Genomic DNA, 20,133 nt, shown 5'->3' on the forward strand with positions numbered 1-20,133 from the left:
CCTGACGCTCACCCGCCGGTCCGCCGTGGACCTGCTGCGGGTGGCCAGCGCGCTGTGTCCGGCCGCCTGAGCGTCCGGCCCCACCGCCACTCCGCGCCGCCCCGGGACGGGGCTCCCGCGCGCCCGCACCCCCGGAGATCCCCCTCGTGACCGCCCTGCTGCCCGCTGCCCCGACCCCCGCCCGCACCACCCCGGCCAGCACCTCGGCCACCGCCCTCACCGCCGCGCTGCTCGCCGCCGCCGAGGGCTGGCTGCCCCGCGTCGAGTACCGCGGAGACAGCCGCTGGACCGGCCTGCTGCCCCCCGACGAGGCCGCCGCCCTGCTCGACCCCTCCCTGCACGACGACCTCGCCGCCGCCCAGGTCTGGCTGCTGACCTGGCTGCCGGGCCAGGGCACCCCGCTGCACGACCACGGGGGCTCCGCGGGCGCCTTCGCCCTCGTCGGCGGGGTGCTCACCGAGGACGTCGTCGGCGGCCGCCCCGGCGCCGTGCGCGAGGCGGCCACCGAGCTGGAGGCCGGGCGGGTCCGCCCCTTCGGCGCCCACCACGTGCACCGGGTGACCAACCGGGGGACGCTGCCGGCCGTGAGCGTGCACGCCTACACCCCGCGCCTGTCCCTGATGAACCGCTACCGCCTGCAGGACGGCACCCTGCTGCGCACCGGCACCGAGCAGGCGGGCGTCGACTGGTGAGCGGCCGCCCGCCCGGCGCGAAGAGCGTCGACCAGCTGCTGGAGGAGGCCCGCTCGCGGATCACCCGGGTGACCCCGGAGGACGCCGTGTCCCGGATGGCCGACGGCGCCGTGCTCGTCGACATCCGCCCGCAGTCGCAGCGCGAGGCCGACGGGGAGGTGCCCGGCGCGCTCGTCGTCGAGCGCAACCACCTGGAGTGGCGGTTCGACCCGGAGAGCGACGCGCGGCTGCCGCAGGCCACCGGCTACGACGTCGACGTCGTCGTGCTGTGCCAGGAGGGGTACACCTCCAGCCTGGCCGCCGACGCGCTGCGCTCGCTGGGACTGACGAGGGCCGGCGACGTGGTCGGCGGGCACCGCGCCTGGGTGGCCGCCGGGCTGCCCACCACCGGCGGTCCCGCCACCTAGACCGGTCCGGGGGCGGCGCCGCGCGACGGAGGCCGTCGCCGTCCCCGGACCGTCCTCACGCAGCGGCGATCCCCGCCAGGACGGCGAAGGTGCGCCGCGCCATGAGGTCGGCGCCCAGGTCCCGCTCGGCCCGCGCCCGCGCCCGCCGGCCGAGGTCGGCCCGCGCGGCGGGGTCGGCGAGCAGGCCGCGCAGGGCCGCGGCGAGCGCACCGGCGTCCTCGACCGGGACGACGACGGCGTCCTCCCCCAGCGCGCGCCGCACGTCGCCGACGTCGGTGGACACGCACGGCAGCCCCTCGGCCATCGCCTCCAGCAGCACCAGCGGCAGCGCCTCCACCCGGGAGGACAGCACGAACAGGTCCACGCCGGCGAGGAAGGCGCGGGCGTCGGTGACCCACCCGGGGAAGGTCACCGGCAGGCCCGCGGCCGCCGCCCGCAGGCGCTCGCCGTCGCGGCCGGCACCGCCGACGACGGCGTCGAAGGGCAGGTCCAGCCGGCGCAGCGCCTCGAGCAGCACGTCGAAGCCCTTCTGCGCGGTCAGCCGGCCGAAGGCGCCGATCCGCGGCACCGCGTTGCCGGCCGGGCCGGCGGGGTCGGGCGGGACGTCGACGCCGTTGGGCACCACGTGCGCCCGCGCCGGGTCGACGCCGAGGTCGGCCACCACCTGCGCGCGGGCGGCCGTCGACGTGCCGATCACCGCGGCCATCCGCCGGTAGCGCGCGGCCAGCGCGGCCCGCTCGCCGCCGCTGCGGGTGTCGCCCACCAGGTGCAGCACACCGGCAGTCGGTGCCACCTGCAGCGCGGCGTCGACGGCGGCGCCGTTGGACGCGGGGTCGACGAGGTTGACCACCACGACGTCGGGGCGCTGCGCGGCCAGCGCCTCGCGGGTGGCCGGCGCCGCGGCGGTGTGCCGGGTCAGCGGGACCACGGCGCGGTCGACGCCGACCCGCGCGAAGCCCGCGGCCACCGGCTCGGCGCACACCAGCGACGCCGTCGCGCCGCACGCGGCCGCGCGGCGCAGGTGGTGCGACAGCCACACCTCGGCCCCGCCCCAGGCGTCGGAGTCGGCGACGAAGGAGATCCTCACGAGGACGCCAGCTCGAGCGCCGCCCCGGCCACGGCGGCCGGCTCCACCGTCTGCGCACACCGGAACTCGATGGGACAGGCCAGGTGCGGGCACGGCGCGCACGCCACCGTGGGGGTGAACGCGCGGTGCCGCGGGCCGGGGTGCGCCCACCGGACCGGGTCGCCGGGCAGGAACACGGTGACGCTGCGGGCGCCGACGGCGGCGGCCAGGTGCGCCGAGCCGGTGTCGTTGCCCACCAGCACCGCGCTGTCGCGCAGCAGCGCGGCGAGGCCGCCCAGGCTGGTGTCGCCCGTGAGGTCCACGGCCGGGGCGCGCATCGCCGCGACGACCCGCGCGGAGAGCTCCCGCTCGTCGGGCACCCCGGTGACGACGACGTCCAGCCCCTCGGCGGCCAGCGCGTCGCCGACCGCGGCGAAGCGGGCGACCGGCCAGCGGCGGGTGGGCGCCGAGGCGCCGGGGTGCAGGACGGCGTAGCGCCCGGGCTCCAGTCCGGTGGCCGCGAGGGTGGCGGCGTGCTCGGCGGAGTCGCCGTCGGTGAGCGGGAAGTCCATGCGCGCCTCGCCGCCGGGCGGCAGCCCGAGGTGCTCGAGCAGCGCAACGTGCCGCGCCGCCTCGTGCAGCGTCAGCGGATACCGCAGGTGCAGCGACTCCGTGCCGGCCGGCGGTTCCCAGCCGGTGGGCGCGAACCCGCCGGTGAGCCGGGCGCCGAGCGCGGCGCTCACCCGGTTGGCGGCGGGGCGGTCGCCGTAGGCCTGCAGCGCGAGGTCGAAGCCGCGCTCCCGGGCCGCGGCGGTGAACGGCGCCCAGCCGGCGGCGTCGACCGGGCCGTCGGGGATCCCCTCGGCGCCGGGGAAGGGCAGCAGCGCCACCGGCACCCCGAGCCGCTCCACGACCGGCGCCATGCGGCCGAACGTCACCAGCGTCACCTCGACGTCGGGGCGCGCGGCGCGCAGCCGGCGCAGCGCGGGCACGGTGCACAGCAGGTCGCCGAGGCCCACCCGCAGCCGGACCAGCGCCAGGCGGCGGACGGCGGGGTCGGCGAGCGGCGGCGGCACTCCGCCCCTCTGCCCCGGCTGTGTGACGGACTAACTCGTGGTGCACTACGGGTCCCGCTCCCGGAACCGGAGGTCCCCTGCGTGACCCGCCCCGCCGCTGACCTGCACGTGCTGCGCCTGTGCAGCGTGTTCGAACCCCCCGCGGCGACCGGTCGCGGGCGGCCGGGCGGACTCCCCGGGGAACTCGACTCCCGCGCCGCGCGCTTCGACCCCATCGGCGGCATGCAGAACCACACGGCCTCGCTCACCCGCTGCCTGGACGCCCGGGGGATGCGGCAGACGGTGGTGACCGCCCGGCTGGCCGGCCCCCGGGGCAGCACCGCGCTCGGTGACGGCGCCCGCGTGCACCGCACGGGCGTGCCGGTCCCCCGCTTCCGCCAGCTCTGGGCGCTCGCGGGCCTGCCGGCCGTGCTGCGCGCCGGCCGCCCGGCCCCCGTCGACGTCGTGCACGCCCACCAGGGCGAGGACCTCGCGACGCTGCTGCTCGCCCGGCTGGCCGCGCGCGTGCACGGCTGTCCCCTCGTCGTCACCCTGCACTGCAGCGTCGGGCACACGCTGGCCGGCCGCGGCCCCAAGGTGCGGCTCCTGCGGGCACTCGGCGGCTGGGTCGAGCGCAGCACCCTGCGGCGTGCCGACGCCGTCGTCGTCCTGACCGGGCGCACCGCCGCGGCCGTCCGCGACGACGGGGTGCCCGCCGACCGGGTGTCGACCATCCCGTCCGGCTTCGACCCGGCGCTGTTCGCCGGGTCCACCGGCGACGTCTTCCCCGGTGTCGCCCGGCCGCGGATCGGCTACGTCGGGCGGTTGGCGCCGCAGAAGCGCCCCGACCGGCTGGTCGAGGCGTTCGGGCGGATGCGGGAGTGCGCGTCGCTCGTCGTCGTCGGCGACGGGCCCGACCGGGCACTGGTCGAGCGGCTCGCCGCCGCCGGCCCGGGCGCCGGCCGGACCACGCTGGCCGGCTTCGTCGAGCACGCCCGCGTGCCGGCGGTCCTGGCCTCCCTCGACGTGCTGGTGCTGCCGTCGGCGTACGAGGAGATGGGCTCGGTGCTCACCGAGGCGATGGCCGCGGGCCTGCCGGTGGTCGCCAGCGACGTCGGCGGGATCCCCGAGGTGGTCCGCGACGGCGTCACCGGGCTGCTCGTGCCGCCCGGCGACGTCGACGCGCTCGCCGCGGCGCTCGACCGGGTGACCGCGGACCCCGCGCTGCGGGCGCGGCTGTCCGCCGGCGCCCGGGCCCGCTCGGCCGACTACGCGTGGCCGGCGCTGTCGGCGCGGGTGGCCGCCGTCTACGAGCGGCTGCTCGGCGTGCGCGGCGACCTCGAACCCGCGGCGTGACGCCCCGGGTCGCCGTCCTCGTGCCGGTGCACGACCAGGCGGCCCACCTCCCGCGGGCGATGGAGTCGCTGCTCGCCCAGGAGGAGACGGCGTGGGAGGCCGTCGTCGTCGACGACGGATCGCGGGAGCCGGTCGCCGTCCCGGCCGACCCGCGGGTGCGGCTGGTGCGCACCGACGACAACCGCGGCCTCGGCGCGGCCCTCAACCGGGCGCTGGACGAGACGACCGCGCCGGTCGTCGCGTACCTGCCGGCCGACGACGTCTGGTACCCCGCGCACCTGGCCACCCTGCTCGGCCGCCTGGCCGACGACGCCGTGGTGCTCGCCCACGCGGAGCTCGACGAGCCGGCCGGGACGCCGTACGCCCAGCTCGTGCAGGTGGCCCACCGGCGCACCGGCGACCGCTGGACCGAGCGCGCGGAGGTCGAGACCGACGACCTCGACCGGCTGATGTGGTCGCGGGTGGCCGCCCGCGGGACGACGGCGGGCACCGGCCGGGTCACCTGCGGGTGGACGCGGCACCCCGGGCAGCGGTCACGCGCGATCCGGGCGTCCTCCGACGGCGGCCTCAACGTGTTCCGCACCCGCTACCGGGTGGCGGAGCCGCTGCGCTTCACCTCCACCGACGGCACCGACGTCGACGAGCGCGCCCGCTACGCGCGGTTCCGCGACCGCGCGTACCCGCCGTCGCCCGACGGGCTGCGGGTGCTGGTGGTCGGCGAGCTCGCCTTCAACCCCGAGCGGGTGCTGGCCCTGGCCGAGCGCGGCCACTCCCTCACCGGCCTGTGGACCGACCAGGGCCTCGGCGACGCCACCGTGGGACCGCTGCCCTTCGGGCACGTCCCCGACCTCGACCGCGACCGCTGGCGGGACGAGGTGGCCGCGCTCGCCCCCGACGTGGTGTGGGCGCAGCTGAACTGGCGGGCGGTGCCGTTCGCGCACACGGTGCGGCGGGCGTTCCCCGGCCTGCCGTTCGTCTGGCACTTCAAGGAGGCGCCGCAGCGCAGCCTCGTGCGCGGGGAGTGGCCGCTGCTGGCCGACCTGGTGTGCGGCGCCGACGCCGTCCTGCTGGCCACCGAGGAGGAGCGCGACTGGTTCGCCCTCGCCCTGTCCGGCCGGGTCGACCCCGCCCGGCTCGGCGTCCTCGACGGCGACCTGCCCAAGCGCGACTGGCTCGACGCCCCGCTCTCGCCGCGGCTGTCGGACGCCGACGGGCAGCCGCACGCCGCCGTCGTCGGTCGGCCCGCGGGGCTGGACCTCGACTGGGTGCTGGCGCTGGCCGACCGCGGCGTGCACACGCACCTCCACGGCCAGGTGCGCGCACCCGGGGCGACGGGGTCGTGGACCGGCTGGCTGGACGAGGCACTGGCCCGCGCGCCCGGCTTCGTGCACGTGCACCCCGCCGTCGGTCCGGAGGACTGGGTGCGCGAGCTGTCGCGGTACGACGCCGGGTGGCTGCACCGCTTCGACGCCGTCAACGGCGGCGACCTGCGCCGGGCCACCTGGGACGACCTCAACTCCCCCGCCCGGCTGCCGGTCCTGCTGGCCGCCGGGCTGCCGCTGCTGCAGCAGGCCAACCCGGGCTCCGTGGTGTCGGTGGAGCGGGTGCTGCGGGAGGACGGGACGGGGTTGCTCTACCGCTCGGCCGACGACGTCGCGGCGGTGCTGGCCGGGGAGGTGGCGACCCGGGCCGGGCACGCCGCGGCGATGGCCGCCCGCGAGCGGCACGTCTTCGACGCGCACGCCGATCGGCTCGTCGACCTGTTCCGCTCCGTCGCCCGGTAGCCCGGAGGGGCCTTCGTCCCGAGACTGGCTGTCCGGGACCGTCGGACCCCCGCCTTAGCGTCGGGACCGTGACGGTCCGGGGACTGAGGTGGGCGGTGACCGACGGGCCGGACGGGACGGCCGCGGTCGAACTGCCCGGGGACGACGCCGCCGCGCGGCTGCTCGAGGAGCAGGCCCGCGGCGGGTTCTGGTGCGCGCGGGAGGCCGGCGGCTGCGGCGGCCGGCTCGAGGTCGCGCACGGGCCGCTGCCCTCGTTCCGGCACACCGGGGACGCGCCGTGCGCCTTCGTCCGGCGGCAGGACGCGGCCGGGGCCGCCTACGACCCCCTGCGCTACCGGCGTCCGCTCGTCGCGTGGCTCACCGCGCAGGGCTCTGCGCCGCGGATCGAGCGGGCGCCGTGGCGCGACGACCACCCCGGCCTGCACGTGGTCGTGGCCGGCGTCGGCGTCCTGGAGGTGCAGCTGGCACCGCTGCCCGACACCGCCTGGCGCGAGCGCGACGACCGGCTGCGCCGCGGGACGCCCTCGGTCACCTGGCTCTACGGCCCCGGCGCCGACGCCGCGGCGGCCACCGAGGCCGGGGTCCGCGGCGCCGCGCTGGTGCTGCGACGACACGACCGCGGCCTGCTCGCCGGCGTCCGGGACGACGGCGGGGCGACGCGCTGGATGCGGCTCGGCGCCTGCCGGCTCACCGTCGACGGCCTGGACGCGCCCGGCCTCGCCGAGGCCCGCGCCCGGCACACGCGGCGCAGCGCCGAGCGGGAGGAGGCGGCCCGCCGGGCCGGGCAGGCCGCCCGGCGGGGGCGGCGGGCCGGCACCGCGCCCCGGCCGCCGGGGGACGAGCCCCTCCCGTTCCCGTTCGCAGGCTAGGAGCCGGCGTCGGCGCCCGCCCGCGGGGGCTCGTCGACCTGCTCGTCCGGCGGGGACCGCCACGGCAGGTGCACCTGCGGCAGGTGCACCTGCGGCAGGTGCAGGTGCGGGTGCGGCAGCCGCGTGACGAGGCCGGCCGGCAGGTGCACGTGCGGCAGGTGCAGGTGCGGGCGGTGCTCCTCCGCGCCGTCCCCGTGCGCACGGTGTCCGTGTGCATGGTGGGTGAGCGCGGCCACCCAGCCGCTGCGCGCGGTCTCCGCGCGCGCCCTCGCGGCAGCCTGGGCCGCCCGGTGGTCGCGCTCCCACCGGGCGGTGTTGCTCCGGGCCATCCAGGTGACCAGTCCGGTCAACAGCAGGAAGCCGACGACGCTGATGACTGCCCACCTCATGGCGGCCCTCCCCGGACCCCGCCGCGCCCGGGCTACCGGGAACCGCGGTGGTGACCGGAGGATCCCGCCGCGCCCGCCCCGCGACAAGTCCATCCGCGCGGCTTCCCGCGCGACACGCCGGTGGGGTGTCCGGGAGCGCCTCAGAACCGCAGCACGGCCTGCAGCGGCGGGGCGGGCAGGCGGCGCCCGGCGAGGTCGGCCAGCAGCCGCGGACCCTCCTCGAACGGCACGACGTCGGTGACCAGGTGCCGCAGGACGTCGTCGCCGCGGGCGCGCAGCAGGTCGAGGGTGACGCCGGCCAGCGCCCGCCGCGGCCAGTCGCCGGCCATGCCGCGCGGCACCCGGCTGATCTGGGCGCACACCACGGCCAGGCCGTTGTGGTGGAACTCCTCGCCGAGCCGGACCGCCGCCGCGCCGGCCTGGTAGAAGCCGAGGTCGACCACGACGCCCTGCGGGCGCAGCGCCTTGAGCCCGGTGGCCAGCGCGGTGTCGTGGCCCTGGCACTGCAGCACGAGGTCGGCGCCGGCGTCACCCGGCGCGTGCCGCCAGCGCTGCTTGACCTCGAGCCAGGCGCCGCCGTCCACGGTGGCGAGCCCCAGTGCCCCGGCCACCGCACGCCGCGCGGGCGAGGACTCGGCGACGACGACGTCGGCGGCGCCGTGCCGCGCGGACAGCATCGCCGACAGCAGCCCGATGACGCCGCCGCCGGTGACCAGGACGTGCCGGTCGCGGACGCCGTCGCCGACCCCGCCGGCGGGCCCGGCGAACTGCGCGGTGGCGTGCAGCAGGCCGTTGACGCAGATGGGGCCCATCTGCGCGAGGTAGACGCCGAGCAGCGGGTCGAGGTCGTCGGGGACCGGGATCACCGGCGTCACCGCCGGGTCGGCGCAGCGGCCGGTGCGGTGCCCGTAGGCCATGGCCACCCGGGTGCCCTCGGGGAGGCCGGGCGCGCGGCTGTCGGTGACCGTCCCGACCTCCATGTAGCCCAGGCCGGTCACCGGGTAGCCGGCGGTCGGGCCGCCGGTGGTGAACGAGCGCAGGTCGCCGTCCCAGGAGGCGGCGTGGTGGGGATCGGTGCCGCGCACCAGCGCCACCTCGGTGCCGGCGCTGACGCCGCTGAACTCGGTGGTCACCCACGCCTGGCCGGGACCGGGCTCGGGCTCGGTGTCGTCGAGGACGGCCGGCTCCCCCGGCGCGACGACGCCGATCGTGCGCACCGGCCGGGTCGCGGGTGCTCCGCTGGGCGTCGTCACCGGCCCGTCCTGCCCTGCCGCTCCGGGAGGCAATCCCCCGGGTACCACCTGCTGGCACGCTCCCCGCGTGGGGGCCGTGGCCGCGGGGGGCTGGTCCACTGGCCGCACCTGCCCGGGGGCTTCGTCCACGGCAGCGGACCGGACCCCGCCGGCCGCAGGCGGCTGATCGACGCGGTGTACCCGTCGATCGTCAGCCTGGCGACCCTCGGCTTCGGCGACATCGTCCCGGAGAGCTCCTGGCTGCGGATCGCGGTGCCCGTGCAGGCGCTCGTCGGGTTCGTGCTGCTCATCGCCGCGGTCACCTGGGTGCTGCAGGTGTACCCGGCGCTGAACCGGCGACGGGCGCTCGCGCTGCGGCCGGCCCTGCTGGAGCGCACAGGCCCGTCCGTGCCGGACGCCGGCCTGCTGCGGGAGGTCGCCGGCGACCTGGTGCGCGTACGGGTGGACCTCACGCAGCACGCCGAGACCTGCTACTCCGGGGACGTCGACGCCGGGACCGCACTGCCCCGGCAGCTGCCGGTGGCGCTGCGGCCCGCCCACACCGCCCGCTCCTCCCCCGGCGACGCCGTCCGCGCGGGCGGGGCGTACCTGGCGCTGGTGCTCGAGGACCTGACCGGCGTCCTCGACCGCCCGGCCACCGGTCCGGGATCGGTTGGCCCGCGGTCGCTCGGGTAACCCGGCAGCTGACCGGACCGCCCGACCCCAGCAGCGAGGACCGATGACCGAGAGCACCCCGCCCGCGAGCGCCTCGACCGCCGAGCTCCTGCAGTCGCTGACCACCGAGCTGACGACGCTCGTCCAGCGCGAACTGGAGCAGGCGCGGGCCGAGATCACCGGGAAGGCGAAGCGGGCCGGCCGGGCGGCCGCGCTGCTGGGCGGCGCGGCGGGGCTCGGCGTCCTGGCGGTCGGGACGTCGAGCGCGTTCCTGGTCCGGCTGCTCGAGCGCCGCCTCTCCCCGCCCACCGCCGCGGCCGTGGCGACCCTGCTCTACGGCGGGGGTGCCGCCGCCCTGGCGTCCACCGCGCGGCAGGAGCTGCGCCGGGCCGGGTCGCTGGTGCCGGAACGGACGGTGGCCAGCGTCCGCGAGGACGTGCGGGTGGCGACCACCGCCGCCGGGACGACTGCCGCCGGCACGCCGCCGCCGGCCGGCTGAGCCGCCCGTGGACGGAGTCGACACCCCGACCCCCGAGCTGCAGAGGATGTCGCTGGGCCTCTACGACCTGGTGCACTTCGCGCTCATGGCGGCGGGGTTCGCCCTGTTCGCCTACTTCCTCTACACCTGGGCGAGCCGGCAGGAGGTCGGCCGGCGCTACCGGCCGGCGATGCACGCGGGCCTGTGCCTCGCGGCGATCGCGACGGTCAGCTACCTGGTCCTGTTCGTCAAGTGGGACAGCGGTTTCACCCTCGTCGACGGCGTGTACGAGCCCAACGCCGAGGCGCGGTTCACCGGCTCGACCCGGTATCCCGACTGGGCGGTCACGGTCCCGCTGCTGACGGTCGAGCTGCTCGCGGTCTGCACGCTGGCCGGGAAGCGGGCCCGCGACCTGCGGGCCACGGCCGTGGCCGCGGCCTTCCTCATGATCCTCACCGGCTACGTGGGCGCCCAGCTGGTCGCCGACGGCCGGGACAGGACGGCGCTCGTGGTCTGGGGGCTGGTCAGCACCGCGTTCTTCGTCTACCTGTACGTGGCGCTGACCGGGGCGGTCCGCGCCTCGCTCCCGCACATGGGCCGCGAGGCCGGGACGAGCCTGCGCAACGCCACCATCGTGCTGCTGGCCAGCTTCGGCGTGTACCCGCTGGTCTACGCCGTCCCCGTGTTCGCCGACGTCACGCCGGCCTGGTTCGCCACGGTGCAGGTCGCCTACTCCGCCGCCGACGTCGTCGCCAAGGTCGGCTTCGGGCTGCTGGTGCACAAGGTGGCCCTGCTCCGGACCGCCGAGGACGTCGCGGCGGGCGAGGACACGCACCCGGAGCCGGTGTGGACCAGCAACGTCCACCACAGCGACGGGGTGCTGCCCGAGGTCCGGCACCTCCGGGATCCCGACCGCCGCTGAGCCGGGCGCACGTGGCAGCCTCTGTGCCCGTGGTGAACGTCCTCTCCATCCAGTCGCACGTCGCCTACGGGCACGTGGGCAACTCCTCGGCCGTCTTCCCGCTGCAGCGCCTCGGGGTCGAGGTCTGGCCGGTGCACACCGTCCAGTTCTCCAACCACACCGGCTACGGCGCGTGGACCGGGCGGGTGTTCGACGGGCAGGCCGTCGAGGAGGTCGTCGACGGCATCGCCGACCGCGGTGTCCTCGGCACCGCCGACGCCGTCCTGTCGGGCTACCTCGGCTCGGCCGACATCGGCCACGCCGTCGTCGGCACCGTCGGGCGGGTGCGCGCGGCCAACCCCGACGCCGTCTACTGCTGCGACCCGGTCATCGGCGACGTCGGCCGCGGCGTGTTCGTGCGTCCCGGCATCGAGGAGCTGATGCGCGAGGTCGCCGTCCCCGTGGCGGACCTGGTGACGCCGAACCACTACGAGCTCGACCTGCTCGCGCAGACGACGACGCGGACCCTCGCCGAGGTGCAGGACGCGGTCGCCGCGGTGCAGGCGCTGGGCCCGCGGGTGGTGCTGACGACGTCGCTGGTGGCCGAGGACACCCCCGACGACGCCGTCGACCTGCTCGCCTCCGAGGGCGGCCGGCACTTCCGGGTGCGCACGCCGCGGCTGTCGGTGGCGGTCAACGGTGCCGGCGACGCGATCGCCGCGCTGTTCCTCGCGCACTGGCTCGACACCCGCTCGGCCGGCGAGGCGCTGGGCCGGGCCGCGGCCAGCGTCTGGGGCCTGCTGCGGCGCACCGAGGAGGCCGGCTCGCGGGAGATCCTGCTCGTGGCCGCCCAGGACGAGGTCGTGTCGCCGTCGCGGACCTTCCCCGTCGAGGAGGTATGAGTGTGAGAAAGGACCTCCGGCGGGCGGGCGTGCGCCGCCCGACCTAGCGTCCCCGCGTGGACCTGTTCCGGACGAAGTCGGTCGAGGCCGTGCGCGCGGACGTCGGGGACGGCACCGCATCACCCGACGGCACCGGGCACCTGCGCAAGCGGCTGTCGGCCCGGCACCTCGTCGGCTTCGGCGTCGGCATCGTGATCGGCACCGGCATCTTCACGCTGACCGGCGTCACGGCGAAGCAGAGCGCGGGGCCGGCGGTGGTGGTCTCCTTCGCCGTCGCCGGCCTGGTCGCGCTGCTGGCGGCGCTCTGCTACGCCGAACTCGCCTCCGCGGTGCCGACGGCGGGCAGCGCGTACACCTACGCGTACGCGACCGCCGGCGAGGTCGTCGCGTGGGTCATCGGCTGGGACCTGTTCCTCGAGTTCGCCCTGGGCGCCGCCGTCGTCGCCCGCGGCTGGTCGGGCTACGTGGGCAACCTGCTCGACCTGCCGCCGTCGCTGTTCGGCGAGACGTCGACGGTGAACCTCGGGGCGGCGGCGATCGTCGTCGTGCTCACCCTCGTCGCCGTGCTGGGCATCCGGGAGTCCGCGCGGGTCACCGGCGTGCTCGTGGTGGTCAAGGTGGCCGTCTGCGTGTTCGTCATCGTCGCCGGGGCGTGGTTCGTGCGGGGCGCGAACCTCACGCCGTTCGTGCCGCCGTCGGAGCCCGCCGAGGGCGGCAGCGGGCTGACCCGGCCGCTCATCGAGGTGGTCGCCGGGCTGGAACCGGTGGCCTTCGGCATGGGCGGCGTGCTGACCGCGGCCGCCGTGGTCTTCTTCGCCTACACCGGCTTCGAGGCGGTCGCGAACCTCTCCGAGGAGACCCGGCGTCCGGCCCGCGACGTGCCGCTCGGCCTGCTCGGCACCCTGGGGCTGGCCACGGCGCTCTACGTCGGCGTGGCGTTCGTGGTGGTCGGGATGGTCGAGTACCGGGCCATCGACGAGGGCGCACCGATCGCCGACGCCTTCGACCAGGTGGGGCTGGGCTGGGCGTCGTCCCTCGTGTCGATCGCCGCGGTGGCCGGGCTGACCTCGGTGATCCTGGTCGACCTGATCACGATCGGCCGCATCGGCTTCGCCATGGGCCGCGACGGCCTGCTGCCGCCGTCGGTGGCCCGGGTCAGTCCCCGCACCGGCACCCCGGTGCGGGTCACCCTGCTGTTCGCGGTCCTGGTGCTGGTGCTGGCGACGTTCGTCCCGCTGGGGACGCTGGCCGACCTGGTGAGCATCGGCACGCTGTTCGCGTTCCTGCTCGTGTCGGTCGCCGTCGTCGCGCTGCGGCGCACCCGGCCGGAGCTGGAGCGGCCGTTCCGGGTGCCGCTGTCGCCGGTGCTGCCGCTGCTGTCCGCGCTCGCCTGCCTGTACCTGATGCTCAACCTGAGCATCGAGACCTGGCTGCGCTTCCTGGCGTGGCTCGCCCTCGGGCTGGTCGTCTACGCCGGTTACGGCTACCGGAACTCCCGCGTCCGCGCGGCCGCCCGGACCGGTGCCGGCGCGCGCTGAACCGGTCGACGTCGTCGCCGTCCGGCGGCCGGTCCACGTCGTCGCCGTCCGGCGGCCGGTCCACGTTGCCGCCGTCCGGCGGTCTGGTTAGCGTCCGGCACGGCGCGCACCGCCGCCCGCCCCGCAGGACCCCCGATCCGCAGGCTGCCGATCGCTCCTGGAGCGCCGATGTCGCAACCACCGGCCGACCGCCCCGTCAGCACGGAGGACACCGCAGCGCCTCCCGGCGGGCGGATGTCGGCGAGCACCCGCTCGACCGTCCTGGGCGCGATGTTCCTCATGGCCACCTCGGCCATCGGCCCCGGCTTCATCACGCAGACGACGACGTTCACCGTCCAGCTCGGCGCCGCCTTCGCCTTCGCGATCGCCGTCTCGATCCTCATCGACATCGCGCTGCAGCTGAACGTCTGGCGGGTGGTCGGCGTCTCCGGGCGGCGGGCACAGGAGCTGGGCAACCTCGTCCTCCCCGGCCTCGGCTGGGTGATGGCCGCCTTCCTGGTCGTCGGCGGCCTGGTGTTCAACGTGGGCAACGTGAGCGGCGCGGGCCTCGGCACCGACGCGATGTTCGGCCTGGACCCGAAGATCGGCGGCGCGCTGTCGGCGCTGGTCGCCATCGCGGTGTTCCTCAGCAAGCGGGCCGGGGTCGCCGTCGACCGGATCGTCGTCGTCCTGGGGCTGGCGATGATCCTGCTGACCACCTACATCGCCGTCACGTCCGGCCCGCCGGTGGGGACGGCGCTGCGCAACGTCGTCCTGCCCGACCGGGTCGACGTCCTGGCGATCACCACGCTGGTCGGCGGCACGATCGGTGGCTACATCGTCTACGCCGGCGCGCACCGGCTGCTGGACTCCGGCGTCACCGGTCCCGGGCACGTCCGGGACATCACCCGCGGCTCGGTCAGCGGGATCGTCGTCACCGGGATCATGCGGGTCGTCCTGTTCCTGGCGATCCTCGGCGTCGTCTCCGGTGGCGCGGCGCTGGACCCGGCGAACCAGGCCGCCTCGGCGTTCGAGGCCGCCGCCGGCGAGGTGGGCCTGCGGGTGTTCGGCATCGTGCTGTGGGCGGCGTCGATCACCAGCGTCATCGGCGCCTCGTACACGTCGGTGTCCTTCGTGACCTCGCGGACCCGCACCAGCGACCGCACCCGCACGCTGCTGGTGGTCGGCTTCATCGCCGTCACCACGCTGGCGTACCTGCTGGCCGGGGCCGCGCCCACCACGCTGCTGGTCTTCGCCGGCGCCTTCAACGGCCTGCTGCTGCCGATCGGCATCGCCGTCCTGCTGTGGGTGGCCACCCGGCGGACCGACCTGCTGGGCGGCTACCGGTACCCGCGCTGGCTGCTGGGAGTCGGCTGGGTGGCGTGGCTCGGGACCATCTACCTGGCGGTCAACTCCGTCCGCCCGGTCATCGAGCTGTTCTCCTGAGCAGGATCGCCCCGTGGACCTGAACTCCGACCTCGGCGAGGGCTTCGGCCGGTGGACCCTCGGCGACGACGACGCCCTGCTCGACGTGGTCACCAGCGCCAACGTCGCCTGCGGCTTCCACGCCGGCGACCCGGTGATCCTGCGCCGCGTCTGCGACCGGGCGGCGGCGGCCGGCGTCGCGGTCGGGGCGCAGGTGGGCTACCGCGACCTCGCGGGCTTCGGCCGCCGGTTCGTCGACGTCGAGCCCGACGAGCTCACCCAGGACGTGCTGTACCAGGTCGGCGCGCTGGAGGCCTTCGCCCGCGTGGCCGGCACCCGGGTCCGCTACGTCAAGCCGCACGGGGCGCTGTACAACGCGATCGTCGCGCACGAGGAGCAGGCGGCGGCCGTGGTGCGCGCCGTCGTCGAGTACGACCGGACCCTGCCGGTGCTCGGCCTGCCCGGGTCGGCGTGGCTGCGGCTGGCGGCCGAGGCGGGGCTGACCGTCGTGGCGGAGGCGTTCGCCGACCGGGCCTACACGCCGGAGGGGACGCTGGTGTCCCGGCGGCTGCCCGGCGCGGTGCTGCACGACCCCGGGGAGATCGCCCGCCGGTGCGTGGCCATGGCCGCCGGGGAGCCGATCGCCGACGTCGAGGGCGGTCCGCTGCTCCTTGCACCCGAGTCGATCTGCGTGCACGGCGACACCCCCGGCGCGGTCGACGTCGCCCGGCGGGTGCGGACGGCGCTGGGCGAGGCGGGGGTCGCGCTCGCCCCCTTCGCGCCGTGATGCGGGTGCTGCCCAGCGGCTCGACGGCCCTGCTGGTGGAGCTCACCGACCTCGACGAGGTGCTCGCCCTGTACGCGGCGCTGGAGGAGGACCGGCCGCCCGGCGTCGTGGACCTCGTGCCGGCGGCGCGCACGGTGCTGGTGGTGACCGACCCGGCAGCGACCACGCTGGACGCCGTCGAGGCCGCGGTGCGTCGGACGGCGCCCCGGCCCGGGCGCCGGGCCACCGCGGAGCAGGTCGAGGTGCCCGTCGTCTACGACGGCGAGGACCTCGATGACGTCGCCGCACACCTGGGGGTGGACCCCGGTGAGGTCGTGCGGCGGCACACCGGCACCGAGTGGACCGTCGCGTTCTCCGGCTTCGCGCCCGGGTTCGGCTACCTGACCCCGGCCGACGGCGCCTGGGACCTGCCGCGCCGCCCGTCGCCGCGCACCCGGGTGCCGGCCGGCTCGATCGCCCTGGCCGGCGGGTTCACCGGCGTGTACCCGCGTGAGTCCCCGGGCGGGTGGCAGCTGGTCGGGCACACCGACCTGGCGGTGTTCGACCTGTCCCGCGAGCCCGCGGCGCTGCTGCGGCCCGGGGTGCGGGTGCGCTTCGTGGCGGTGTCGTGAGCGTGCTGACCGTCCTGGCTCCCGGCCCGCTGACCACCGTGCAGGACCTCGGCCGCCCCGGGCTGGCCGGCATCGGGGTGGGGCGGTCGGGCGCCTGCGACCGGGCGTCGGCCGCGCTGGCCAACCGGCTCGTCGGCAACGAGCCGGGCGCGGCGGTGCTGGAGGCGACCCTCGGCGGGCTGGTGCTGCGGGCCGAGGCCGACCTGCTCGTCGTCACCACGGGCGCGCGGTGCCCGGGGTCCGCGGTGCACGACGCCCCGGGTCTGCTGCGCGCGGGCACGACCCTCGCCCTCGGCACCCCGCCCGCCGGCCTGCGCACGTACCTCGCCGTCCGCGGGGGCGTCGCCGTCGAGCGGGTGCTCGGCTCCCGGTCCACCGACCTGCTCGCCGGCCTCGGCCCCCCGGCGCTGCGGGCCGGCGACGTGCTGCCGGTCGGACCGCCCACCGGCGCCGTGCCGGGCATCGACGTCGCCCCGGTGCCCGACCCGCCCGGCGGGGAGGTGACCGTGCGGCTGCTGCCCGGCCCGCGCACCGACTGGCTGACCGCCGCGGCGCAGGACGTGCTCGGGTCGGCCACGTGGACGGTCACCGCCGAGAGCAACCGCGTCGGCCTGCGGCTGGACGGTCCGCGCCTGGAGCGCCGCGTGTCCGACGAGCTGCCCAGCGAGGGGCTCGTGCGCGGCGCGCTGCAGGTGCCGCCGTCCGGCGCGCCGGTGCTCTTCCTCGCCGACGCGCCGGTGACCGGCGGCTACCCGGTGGCCGGCTACGTCGCCGACGACGACGTCGACCGCTGCGGTCAGCTCCGCCCCGGCCAGACCCTGCGGCTGCGCCGCTGACCGTGCACCCCCGCGGAGGTGGACGGATCAGCCGGCGACGAGGTCCCGACGCCGGAAGCCGGCCAGACCGGCCCCGAGCAGCCCCGCGGCCACGGCGGTGAGGACGGCCAGCGGCACGGCCGCCGCGTCGTCGACCGGCACGAGCGGGGTCCAGGCCAGCGGGGAGGCGTCATCGACCCAGCCCGGCCAGTCGAGGGAGCCGGCGAAGAAGGCCATGACGGTGACGTAGGCGACGGCGGCCCAGGCCAGCGTCGCGGCCGGCCGGGGCAGCAACCCCGACAGCGCGACGGCCAGGCCGGCGAGCACCCACACCGCCGGCAGGTACGCCGTGGTCGCGCCGAGGAGCCGGCCGAGCTCCGCGGGGTCCCCCGTGGCGAGCGCGCGGACCGTCCCCAGAGCAGCTCCGGCGACCAGGAGCAGCAGGCTCGCCCCGGCCAACGCCACGGCCGCGTGAGCGGCCAGCCAGGCCACCCGCCCGGTCGCCGTGGCCAGCACCGGCTCCGCCCGCCCGGCGGCCTCCTCGGCGCGGGCGCGCAGCACCGCCGACGCCGCGTGGGCACCCGACAGCAGCGCGACCATCGACAGCGCGGTGGCCAGGTAGGCGTCGACCACGCTCGCGGCATCGGGCAGGAACGCCCGGGCCTCGGGGTTGTCGGCGAAGAGCGTCTCCACCGACCCCGCCAGGCCGCCGAGGGCCAGGCCCAGGAGCGCCAGCCCCGCCGTCCAGCCGGCGAGGGCGCCGCGCTGCAGCCGGACGGCCAGCCCCAGGGGTGAGCGCAGCGACCGCGGCGCCGACGCCGGTCCCGGGCGGGCCGCCAGCAGCCCGGACCCGAGGTCGCGCCGGTCGAGCAGGACCACCGAGATCCCGAGCAGGACGGCGGTGGCCAGCAGGCAGAGCACCAGCGGGAGCACCCGGTCACCGGAGTACGGGTGGGTGGCCTGCGCCCAGCCGATCGGCGAGGCCCACGACACCCAGGAGCCCTCGACGTCCCCGAGTGCCCGCAGCACGAAGGCGGCCCCGAGGACGGTGAGCACCGCCCCCTGGGCGGCCCGGGCACTGGCGCCCACCTGGACGGCGACGGCGGTGACGCCGGTGAACACCAGGCCGGCCGCGCCCACCGAGGCACCGAGCAGGAAGGAGCCGCCGGCGGGCAGCCCCGTCGCCGTGGCCGCGACCCCGATGGCCAGCGCCACGGCCAGGCACGCCGCCGCGGACACGACGACGGCGGCCGCGAGCGGCGCGTGCCGGCCCACGCGGGCCGCGCGCACCAGCTCGGTCCGGCCGGCCTCCTCGTCGGCGCGGGTGTGCCGGCCGGTGGTGGAGGCGGCCATGAGGGCGGTGAGCACGACGACGAACGAGGAGATCTCGAACGCGACCGCGCCCGCGACGGTGTCCAGGCCGACCGGCGGCCCCGACAGGGCGATCGTCGCGGCGTTCGCGCCCACGGAGGCCGCGTAGGCGGCCAGGTCCTGCGGCGAGTCGTACAGCGCCTGGCTGGACACCGACTGGGTGGCCACCAGGCCCGCGCCGACCGCGACCCACACGGGCAGCCGCACGCGGTCCCGGCGCAGCGCGAACCGCACGAGGGTGCCGGTGCCGGCCAGGGACGTCCCGGGCGCGCGCATCACCGCACCGCCAGGGCCGGCTCGGCCGGGACGTCGTCGCCGTAGTGCCGCAGGAACAGCTCCTCCAGCGTCGGCGGTGCGCTGACGAGGGACCGGACGCCGGAGCCGGCCAGCTGCCGGACGACGTCGTCGAGGGCGGAGGTGTCGACGTCCACGTGCAGCCGGCCGTCCTCGGTCCGCAGGTCGTGGACCCCGGGGAGGTCTGCCAGCCCGGGCACGGGCCGGGCGGTCTCGACGGTGACCGACGTGCGGGTGAGGTGGCGCATCTGGGCGAGGGTGCCGCTCTGCACCGTGCGGCCGCGCCGGACGATGGTCAGCCGGTCGCACAGGTGCTCGGCCTCGGCGAGCACGTGACTGGAGAGCAGCACCGTGCGGCCCTGGTCGCGCAGCGCGCGCACCTCGTCCTGGAAGGCCGCCTCCATGAGCGGGTCGAGGCCGGAGGTGGGCTCGTCGAGGACGAACAGCTCGGCGTCGGAGGCCAGCGCCGCGACCAGCGCGACCTTCTGCCGGTTGCCCTTCGAGTAGGTGCGCGCCCGCTTGCGCGGGTCCAGGTCGAAGCGCTCGAGCAGCTCGGCCCGGCGCGCCGGGTCCAGGCCGCCCTGCAGCCGGCCCAGCAGGTCGATGGCCTCACCGCCGGTGAGGCCGGGCCACAGCGTGACGTCGCCGGGGACGTAGGCCAGGCGGCGGTGCAGCGCCACCGCGTCGTGCCACGGGTCCCCCCCGAGCAGCCGCACGGAGCCCGCGTCGGCGCGCAGCAGGCCCAGCAGCACGCGGATGGTGGTGGACTTGCCGGCTCCGTTGGGGCCGAGGAAGCCGTGCACCTCCCCGGGCGCGACCTCGAGGTCGAGCCCGTCGAGGGCGCGGGAGGTGCCGAAGGTCTTGACCAGTCCGGAGACCGCGATGACGGGTGCCATGGCCGAGCAAGCTACACATTTTTCACGAGTTCGTGAAGTGTGTTGAGCACGTGATGGTTGGGCTATGGTCCGCACCGGAGGTGGTCGTGACCGAGGACGACGAGCGGATGGTCCTGCTGCGGTTCGTGGAGCGGTTCGCGCTCGTGCTGCGGGAGGCCGGCATGCCGCCGATGCCGGCGCGGGTGCTGGCCTTCGCGTTGGCCGACGACGCCGACCGCTACACGGCCGGGGACCTCGCCCGGGGGCTCGACGTCAGTCCTGCCGCCATCTCCGGGGCGGTGCGGATGCTCGTCTCGCTGCGGCTGCTGGGCCGCGAGCGCGAACCCGGGACCCGCAGCGACCTCTACGTCCTCGACGACCGGGACCTGTGGTCACGGTTCATGGCCACGGAGCTGGAGACGCTGCAGCGCTTCGAGGAGGCCGCGGCGAGCGGCGTCGAGGTGCTCGGCACGCACCGGCCCGGCGGACGCCGCCTCGCCGAGACCCGGGACTTCCTGGCCTTCCTCCGCGCGGAGATGGCCGCCGCCGTGGCGCGCTGGCCCGCGGAGCGGGACCGGCGGGCGGCCGCCCGGGAGGGCTGAGCTCCTCCGAGGCGGCCGGCCCGCCAGCGG

Annotated in this window: 21 protein-coding genes; 15 read left to right on the plus strand and 6 right to left on the minus strand. The window is 77.2% G+C overall.

The annotated features are described in order from the left end of the window. Positions 1-146: 146 nt before the first annotated feature. Both HLV61_RS20215 and HLV61_RS20220 read left to right on the plus strand, forming a co-directional pair. On the plus strand, positions 147-692 hold the full coding sequence (locus HLV61_RS20215) for a cysteine dioxygenase (protein WP_369258679.1): 546 nt from the start codon (positions 147-149) through the stop codon (positions 690-692). Beyond that, positions 689-1,099 carry a rhodanese-like domain-containing protein gene (locus HLV61_RS20220; RefSeq protein ID WP_369258681.1) on the plus strand — a complete coding sequence of 137 codons (411 nt, stop codon included), beginning with the start codon at positions 689-691 and terminating at the stop codon, positions 1,097-1,099. Before HLV61_RS20215 ends, HLV61_RS20220 begins: the two co-directional genes overlap by 4 nt. Positions 1,100-1,154: 55 nt before the next feature. On the opposite strand, the gene HLV61_RS20225 is transcribed toward HLV61_RS20220, so the two are convergent. Then, complete coding sequence (locus HLV61_RS20225) at positions 1,155-2,186, minus strand: glycosyltransferase (RefSeq protein ID WP_369258683.1); 1,032 nt, start codon at positions 2,184-2,186, stop codon at positions 1,155-1,157. Next, entirely contained in the window at positions 2,183-3,241 is a 1,059-nt protein-coding gene (locus HLV61_RS20230; RefSeq protein WP_369258685.1) for a glycosyltransferase family 9 protein, read from the minus strand. The genes HLV61_RS20225 and HLV61_RS20230 overlap by 4 nt, the downstream gene beginning before the upstream one ends. Before the next feature lie 81 nt (positions 3,242-3,322). Here HLV61_RS20230 and HLV61_RS20235 point away from each other — a divergent pair, with 81 nt between their 5' ends. The 3 genes from HLV61_RS20235 (at position 3,323) to HLV61_RS20245 (ending at position 7,229) form a co-directional block, all read left to right on the plus strand. Further along, complete coding sequence (locus HLV61_RS20235; protein ID WP_369258687.1) at positions 3,323-4,576, plus strand: glycosyltransferase family 4 protein; 1,254 nt, start codon at positions 3,323-3,325, stop codon at positions 4,574-4,576. Then, positions 4,573-6,360 (plus strand): glycosyltransferase family 2 protein, encoded by a 1,788-nt coding sequence (locus HLV61_RS20240; protein WP_369258689.1) that lies wholly within the window; start codon positions 4,573-4,575, stop codon positions 6,358-6,360. The genes HLV61_RS20235 and HLV61_RS20240 overlap by 4 nt, the downstream gene beginning before the upstream one ends. 68 nt (positions 6,361-6,428) lie before the next feature. After that, complete coding sequence (locus tag HLV61_RS20245) at positions 6,429-7,229, plus strand: hypothetical protein (RefSeq protein WP_369258691.1); 801 nt, start codon at positions 6,429-6,431, stop codon at positions 7,227-7,229. On the opposite strand, the gene HLV61_RS20250 is transcribed toward HLV61_RS20245, so the two are convergent. Further along, a complete protein-coding gene (locus tag HLV61_RS20250) occupies positions 7,226-7,618 on the minus strand; it encodes a hypothetical protein (RefSeq protein ID WP_369258693.1) in 393 nt (130 codons plus the stop codon). The two genes, HLV61_RS20245 and HLV61_RS20250, sit on opposite strands and share 4 nt — an antisense overlap. Positions 7,619-7,758: 140 nt before the next feature. Next, the gene (locus HLV61_RS20255; RefSeq protein WP_369258695.1) at positions 7,759-8,871 is read right to left on the minus strand and encodes a zinc-dependent alcohol dehydrogenase; all 1,113 of its coding nucleotides are present in this window, start codon (positions 8,869-8,871) and stop codon (positions 7,759-7,761) included. Positions 8,872-9,045: 174 nt separating this feature from the next. Between HLV61_RS20255 and HLV61_RS20260 the strand changes: the two genes are divergently transcribed. The 9 genes from HLV61_RS20260 to HLV61_RS20300 all read left to right on the plus strand — a co-directional run bounded on the left by HLV61_RS20260 (position 9,046) and on the right by HLV61_RS20300 (position 16,982). Beyond that, positions 9,046-9,546, plus strand: coding sequence for a potassium channel family protein (locus HLV61_RS20260; protein WP_369258697.1), 501 nt, complete (start codon positions 9,046-9,048; stop codon positions 9,544-9,546). Between the two features lie 43 nt (positions 9,547-9,589). Further along, on the plus strand, positions 9,590-10,024 hold the full coding sequence (locus HLV61_RS20265; protein ID WP_369258699.1) for a phage holin family protein: 435 nt from the start codon (positions 9,590-9,592) through the stop codon (positions 10,022-10,024). Between the two features lie 7 nt (positions 10,025-10,031). Then, positions 10,032-10,925: a bacteriorhodopsin gene (locus tag HLV61_RS20270; protein WP_369258701.1), complete on the plus strand. Its 894-nt coding sequence runs from the start codon at positions 10,032-10,034 to the stop codon at positions 10,923-10,925. Positions 10,926-10,936: 11 nt separating this feature from the next. Continuing rightward, a complete protein-coding gene (pdxY, locus tag HLV61_RS20275) occupies positions 10,937-11,806 on the plus strand; it encodes a pyridoxal kinase PdxY (RefSeq protein WP_369258703.1) in 870 nt (289 codons plus the stop codon). Between the two features lie 56 nt (positions 11,807-11,862). Continuing rightward, positions 11,863-13,344 (plus strand): amino acid permease, encoded by a 1,482-nt coding sequence (locus HLV61_RS20280; RefSeq protein ID WP_369258705.1) that lies wholly within the window; start codon positions 11,863-11,865, stop codon positions 13,342-13,344. A gap of 168 nt (positions 13,345-13,512) precedes the next feature. Next, a complete protein-coding gene (locus HLV61_RS20285) occupies positions 13,513-14,769 on the plus strand; it encodes an NRAMP family divalent metal transporter (RefSeq protein WP_369258707.1) in 1,257 nt (418 codons plus the stop codon). Positions 14,770-14,782: 13 nt separating this feature from the next. Further along, positions 14,783-15,535 carry a LamB/YcsF family protein gene (locus HLV61_RS20290; RefSeq protein ID WP_369258709.1) on the plus strand — a complete coding sequence of 251 codons (753 nt, stop codon included), beginning with the start codon at positions 14,783-14,785 and terminating at the stop codon, positions 15,533-15,535. Next, positions 15,535-16,146 carry a 5-oxoprolinase subunit PxpB gene (gene pxpB / locus HLV61_RS20295; RefSeq protein WP_369258793.1) on the plus strand — a complete coding sequence of 204 codons (612 nt, stop codon included), beginning with the start codon at positions 15,535-15,537 and terminating at the stop codon, positions 16,144-16,146. The genes HLV61_RS20290 and pxpB overlap by 1 nt, the downstream gene beginning before the upstream one ends. After that, positions 16,143-16,982, plus strand: a complete 840-nt coding sequence (locus HLV61_RS20300; RefSeq protein ID WP_369258711.1) for a biotin-dependent carboxyltransferase family protein — start codon at positions 16,143-16,145, stop codon at positions 16,980-16,982. The genes pxpB and HLV61_RS20300 overlap by 4 nt, the downstream gene beginning before the upstream one ends. A gap of 27 nt (positions 16,983-17,009) precedes the next feature. On the opposite strand, the gene HLV61_RS20305 is transcribed toward HLV61_RS20300, so the two are convergent. Next, the gene (locus tag HLV61_RS20305) at positions 17,010-18,608 is read right to left on the minus strand and encodes an ABC transporter permease (RefSeq protein ID WP_369258713.1); all 1,599 of its coding nucleotides are present in this window, start codon (positions 18,606-18,608) and stop codon (positions 17,010-17,012) included. Then, positions 18,608-19,522, minus strand: coding sequence for an ABC transporter ATP-binding protein (locus HLV61_RS20310; protein WP_369258715.1), 915 nt, complete (start codon positions 19,520-19,522; stop codon positions 18,608-18,610). The genes HLV61_RS20305 and HLV61_RS20310 overlap by 1 nt, the downstream gene beginning before the upstream one ends. A gap of 86 nt (positions 19,523-19,608) precedes the next feature. On the opposite strand from HLV61_RS20310, the gene HLV61_RS20315 reads away from it, so the two are divergent. Further along, positions 19,609-20,103 carry a GbsR/MarR family transcriptional regulator gene (locus HLV61_RS20315; protein ID WP_369258717.1) on the plus strand — a complete coding sequence of 165 codons (495 nt, stop codon included), beginning with the start codon at positions 19,609-19,611 and terminating at the stop codon, positions 20,101-20,103. Positions 20,104-20,133 lie beyond the last annotated feature (30 nt).

It is taken from the genome of Geodermatophilus amargosae, from assembly GCF_041028265.1.
Taxonomy (GTDB): domain Bacteria; phylum Actinomycetota; class Actinomycetes; order Mycobacteriales; family Geodermatophilaceae; genus Geodermatophilus; species Geodermatophilus amargosae_A.

Coding starts and splice junctions, on each gene's coding strand:
- HLV61_RS20250 (WP_369258693.1), bottom strand. CDS start 7,618: ATGAGGTGGGCAGTCATCAGCGTCGTCGGCTTCCTGCTGTTGACCGGA.
- HLV61_RS20285 (WP_369258707.1), top strand. CDS start 13,513: ATGTCGCAACCACCGGCCGACCGCCCCGTCAGCACGGAGGACACCGCA.
- HLV61_RS20265 (WP_369258699.1), top strand. CDS start 9,590: ATGACCGAGAGCACCCCGCCCGCGAGCGCCTCGACCGCCGAGCTCCTG.
- pxpB (WP_369258793.1), top strand. CDS start 15,535: ATGCGGGTGCTGCCCAGCGGCTCGACGGCCCTGCTGGTGGAGCTCACC.
- HLV61_RS20305 (WP_369258713.1), bottom strand. CDS start 18,608: ATGCGCGCGCCCGGGACGTCCCTGGCCGGCACCGGCACCCTCGTGCGG.
- HLV61_RS20310 (WP_369258715.1), bottom strand. CDS start 19,522: ATGGCACCCGTCATCGCGGTCTCCGGACTGGTCAAGACCTTCGGCACC.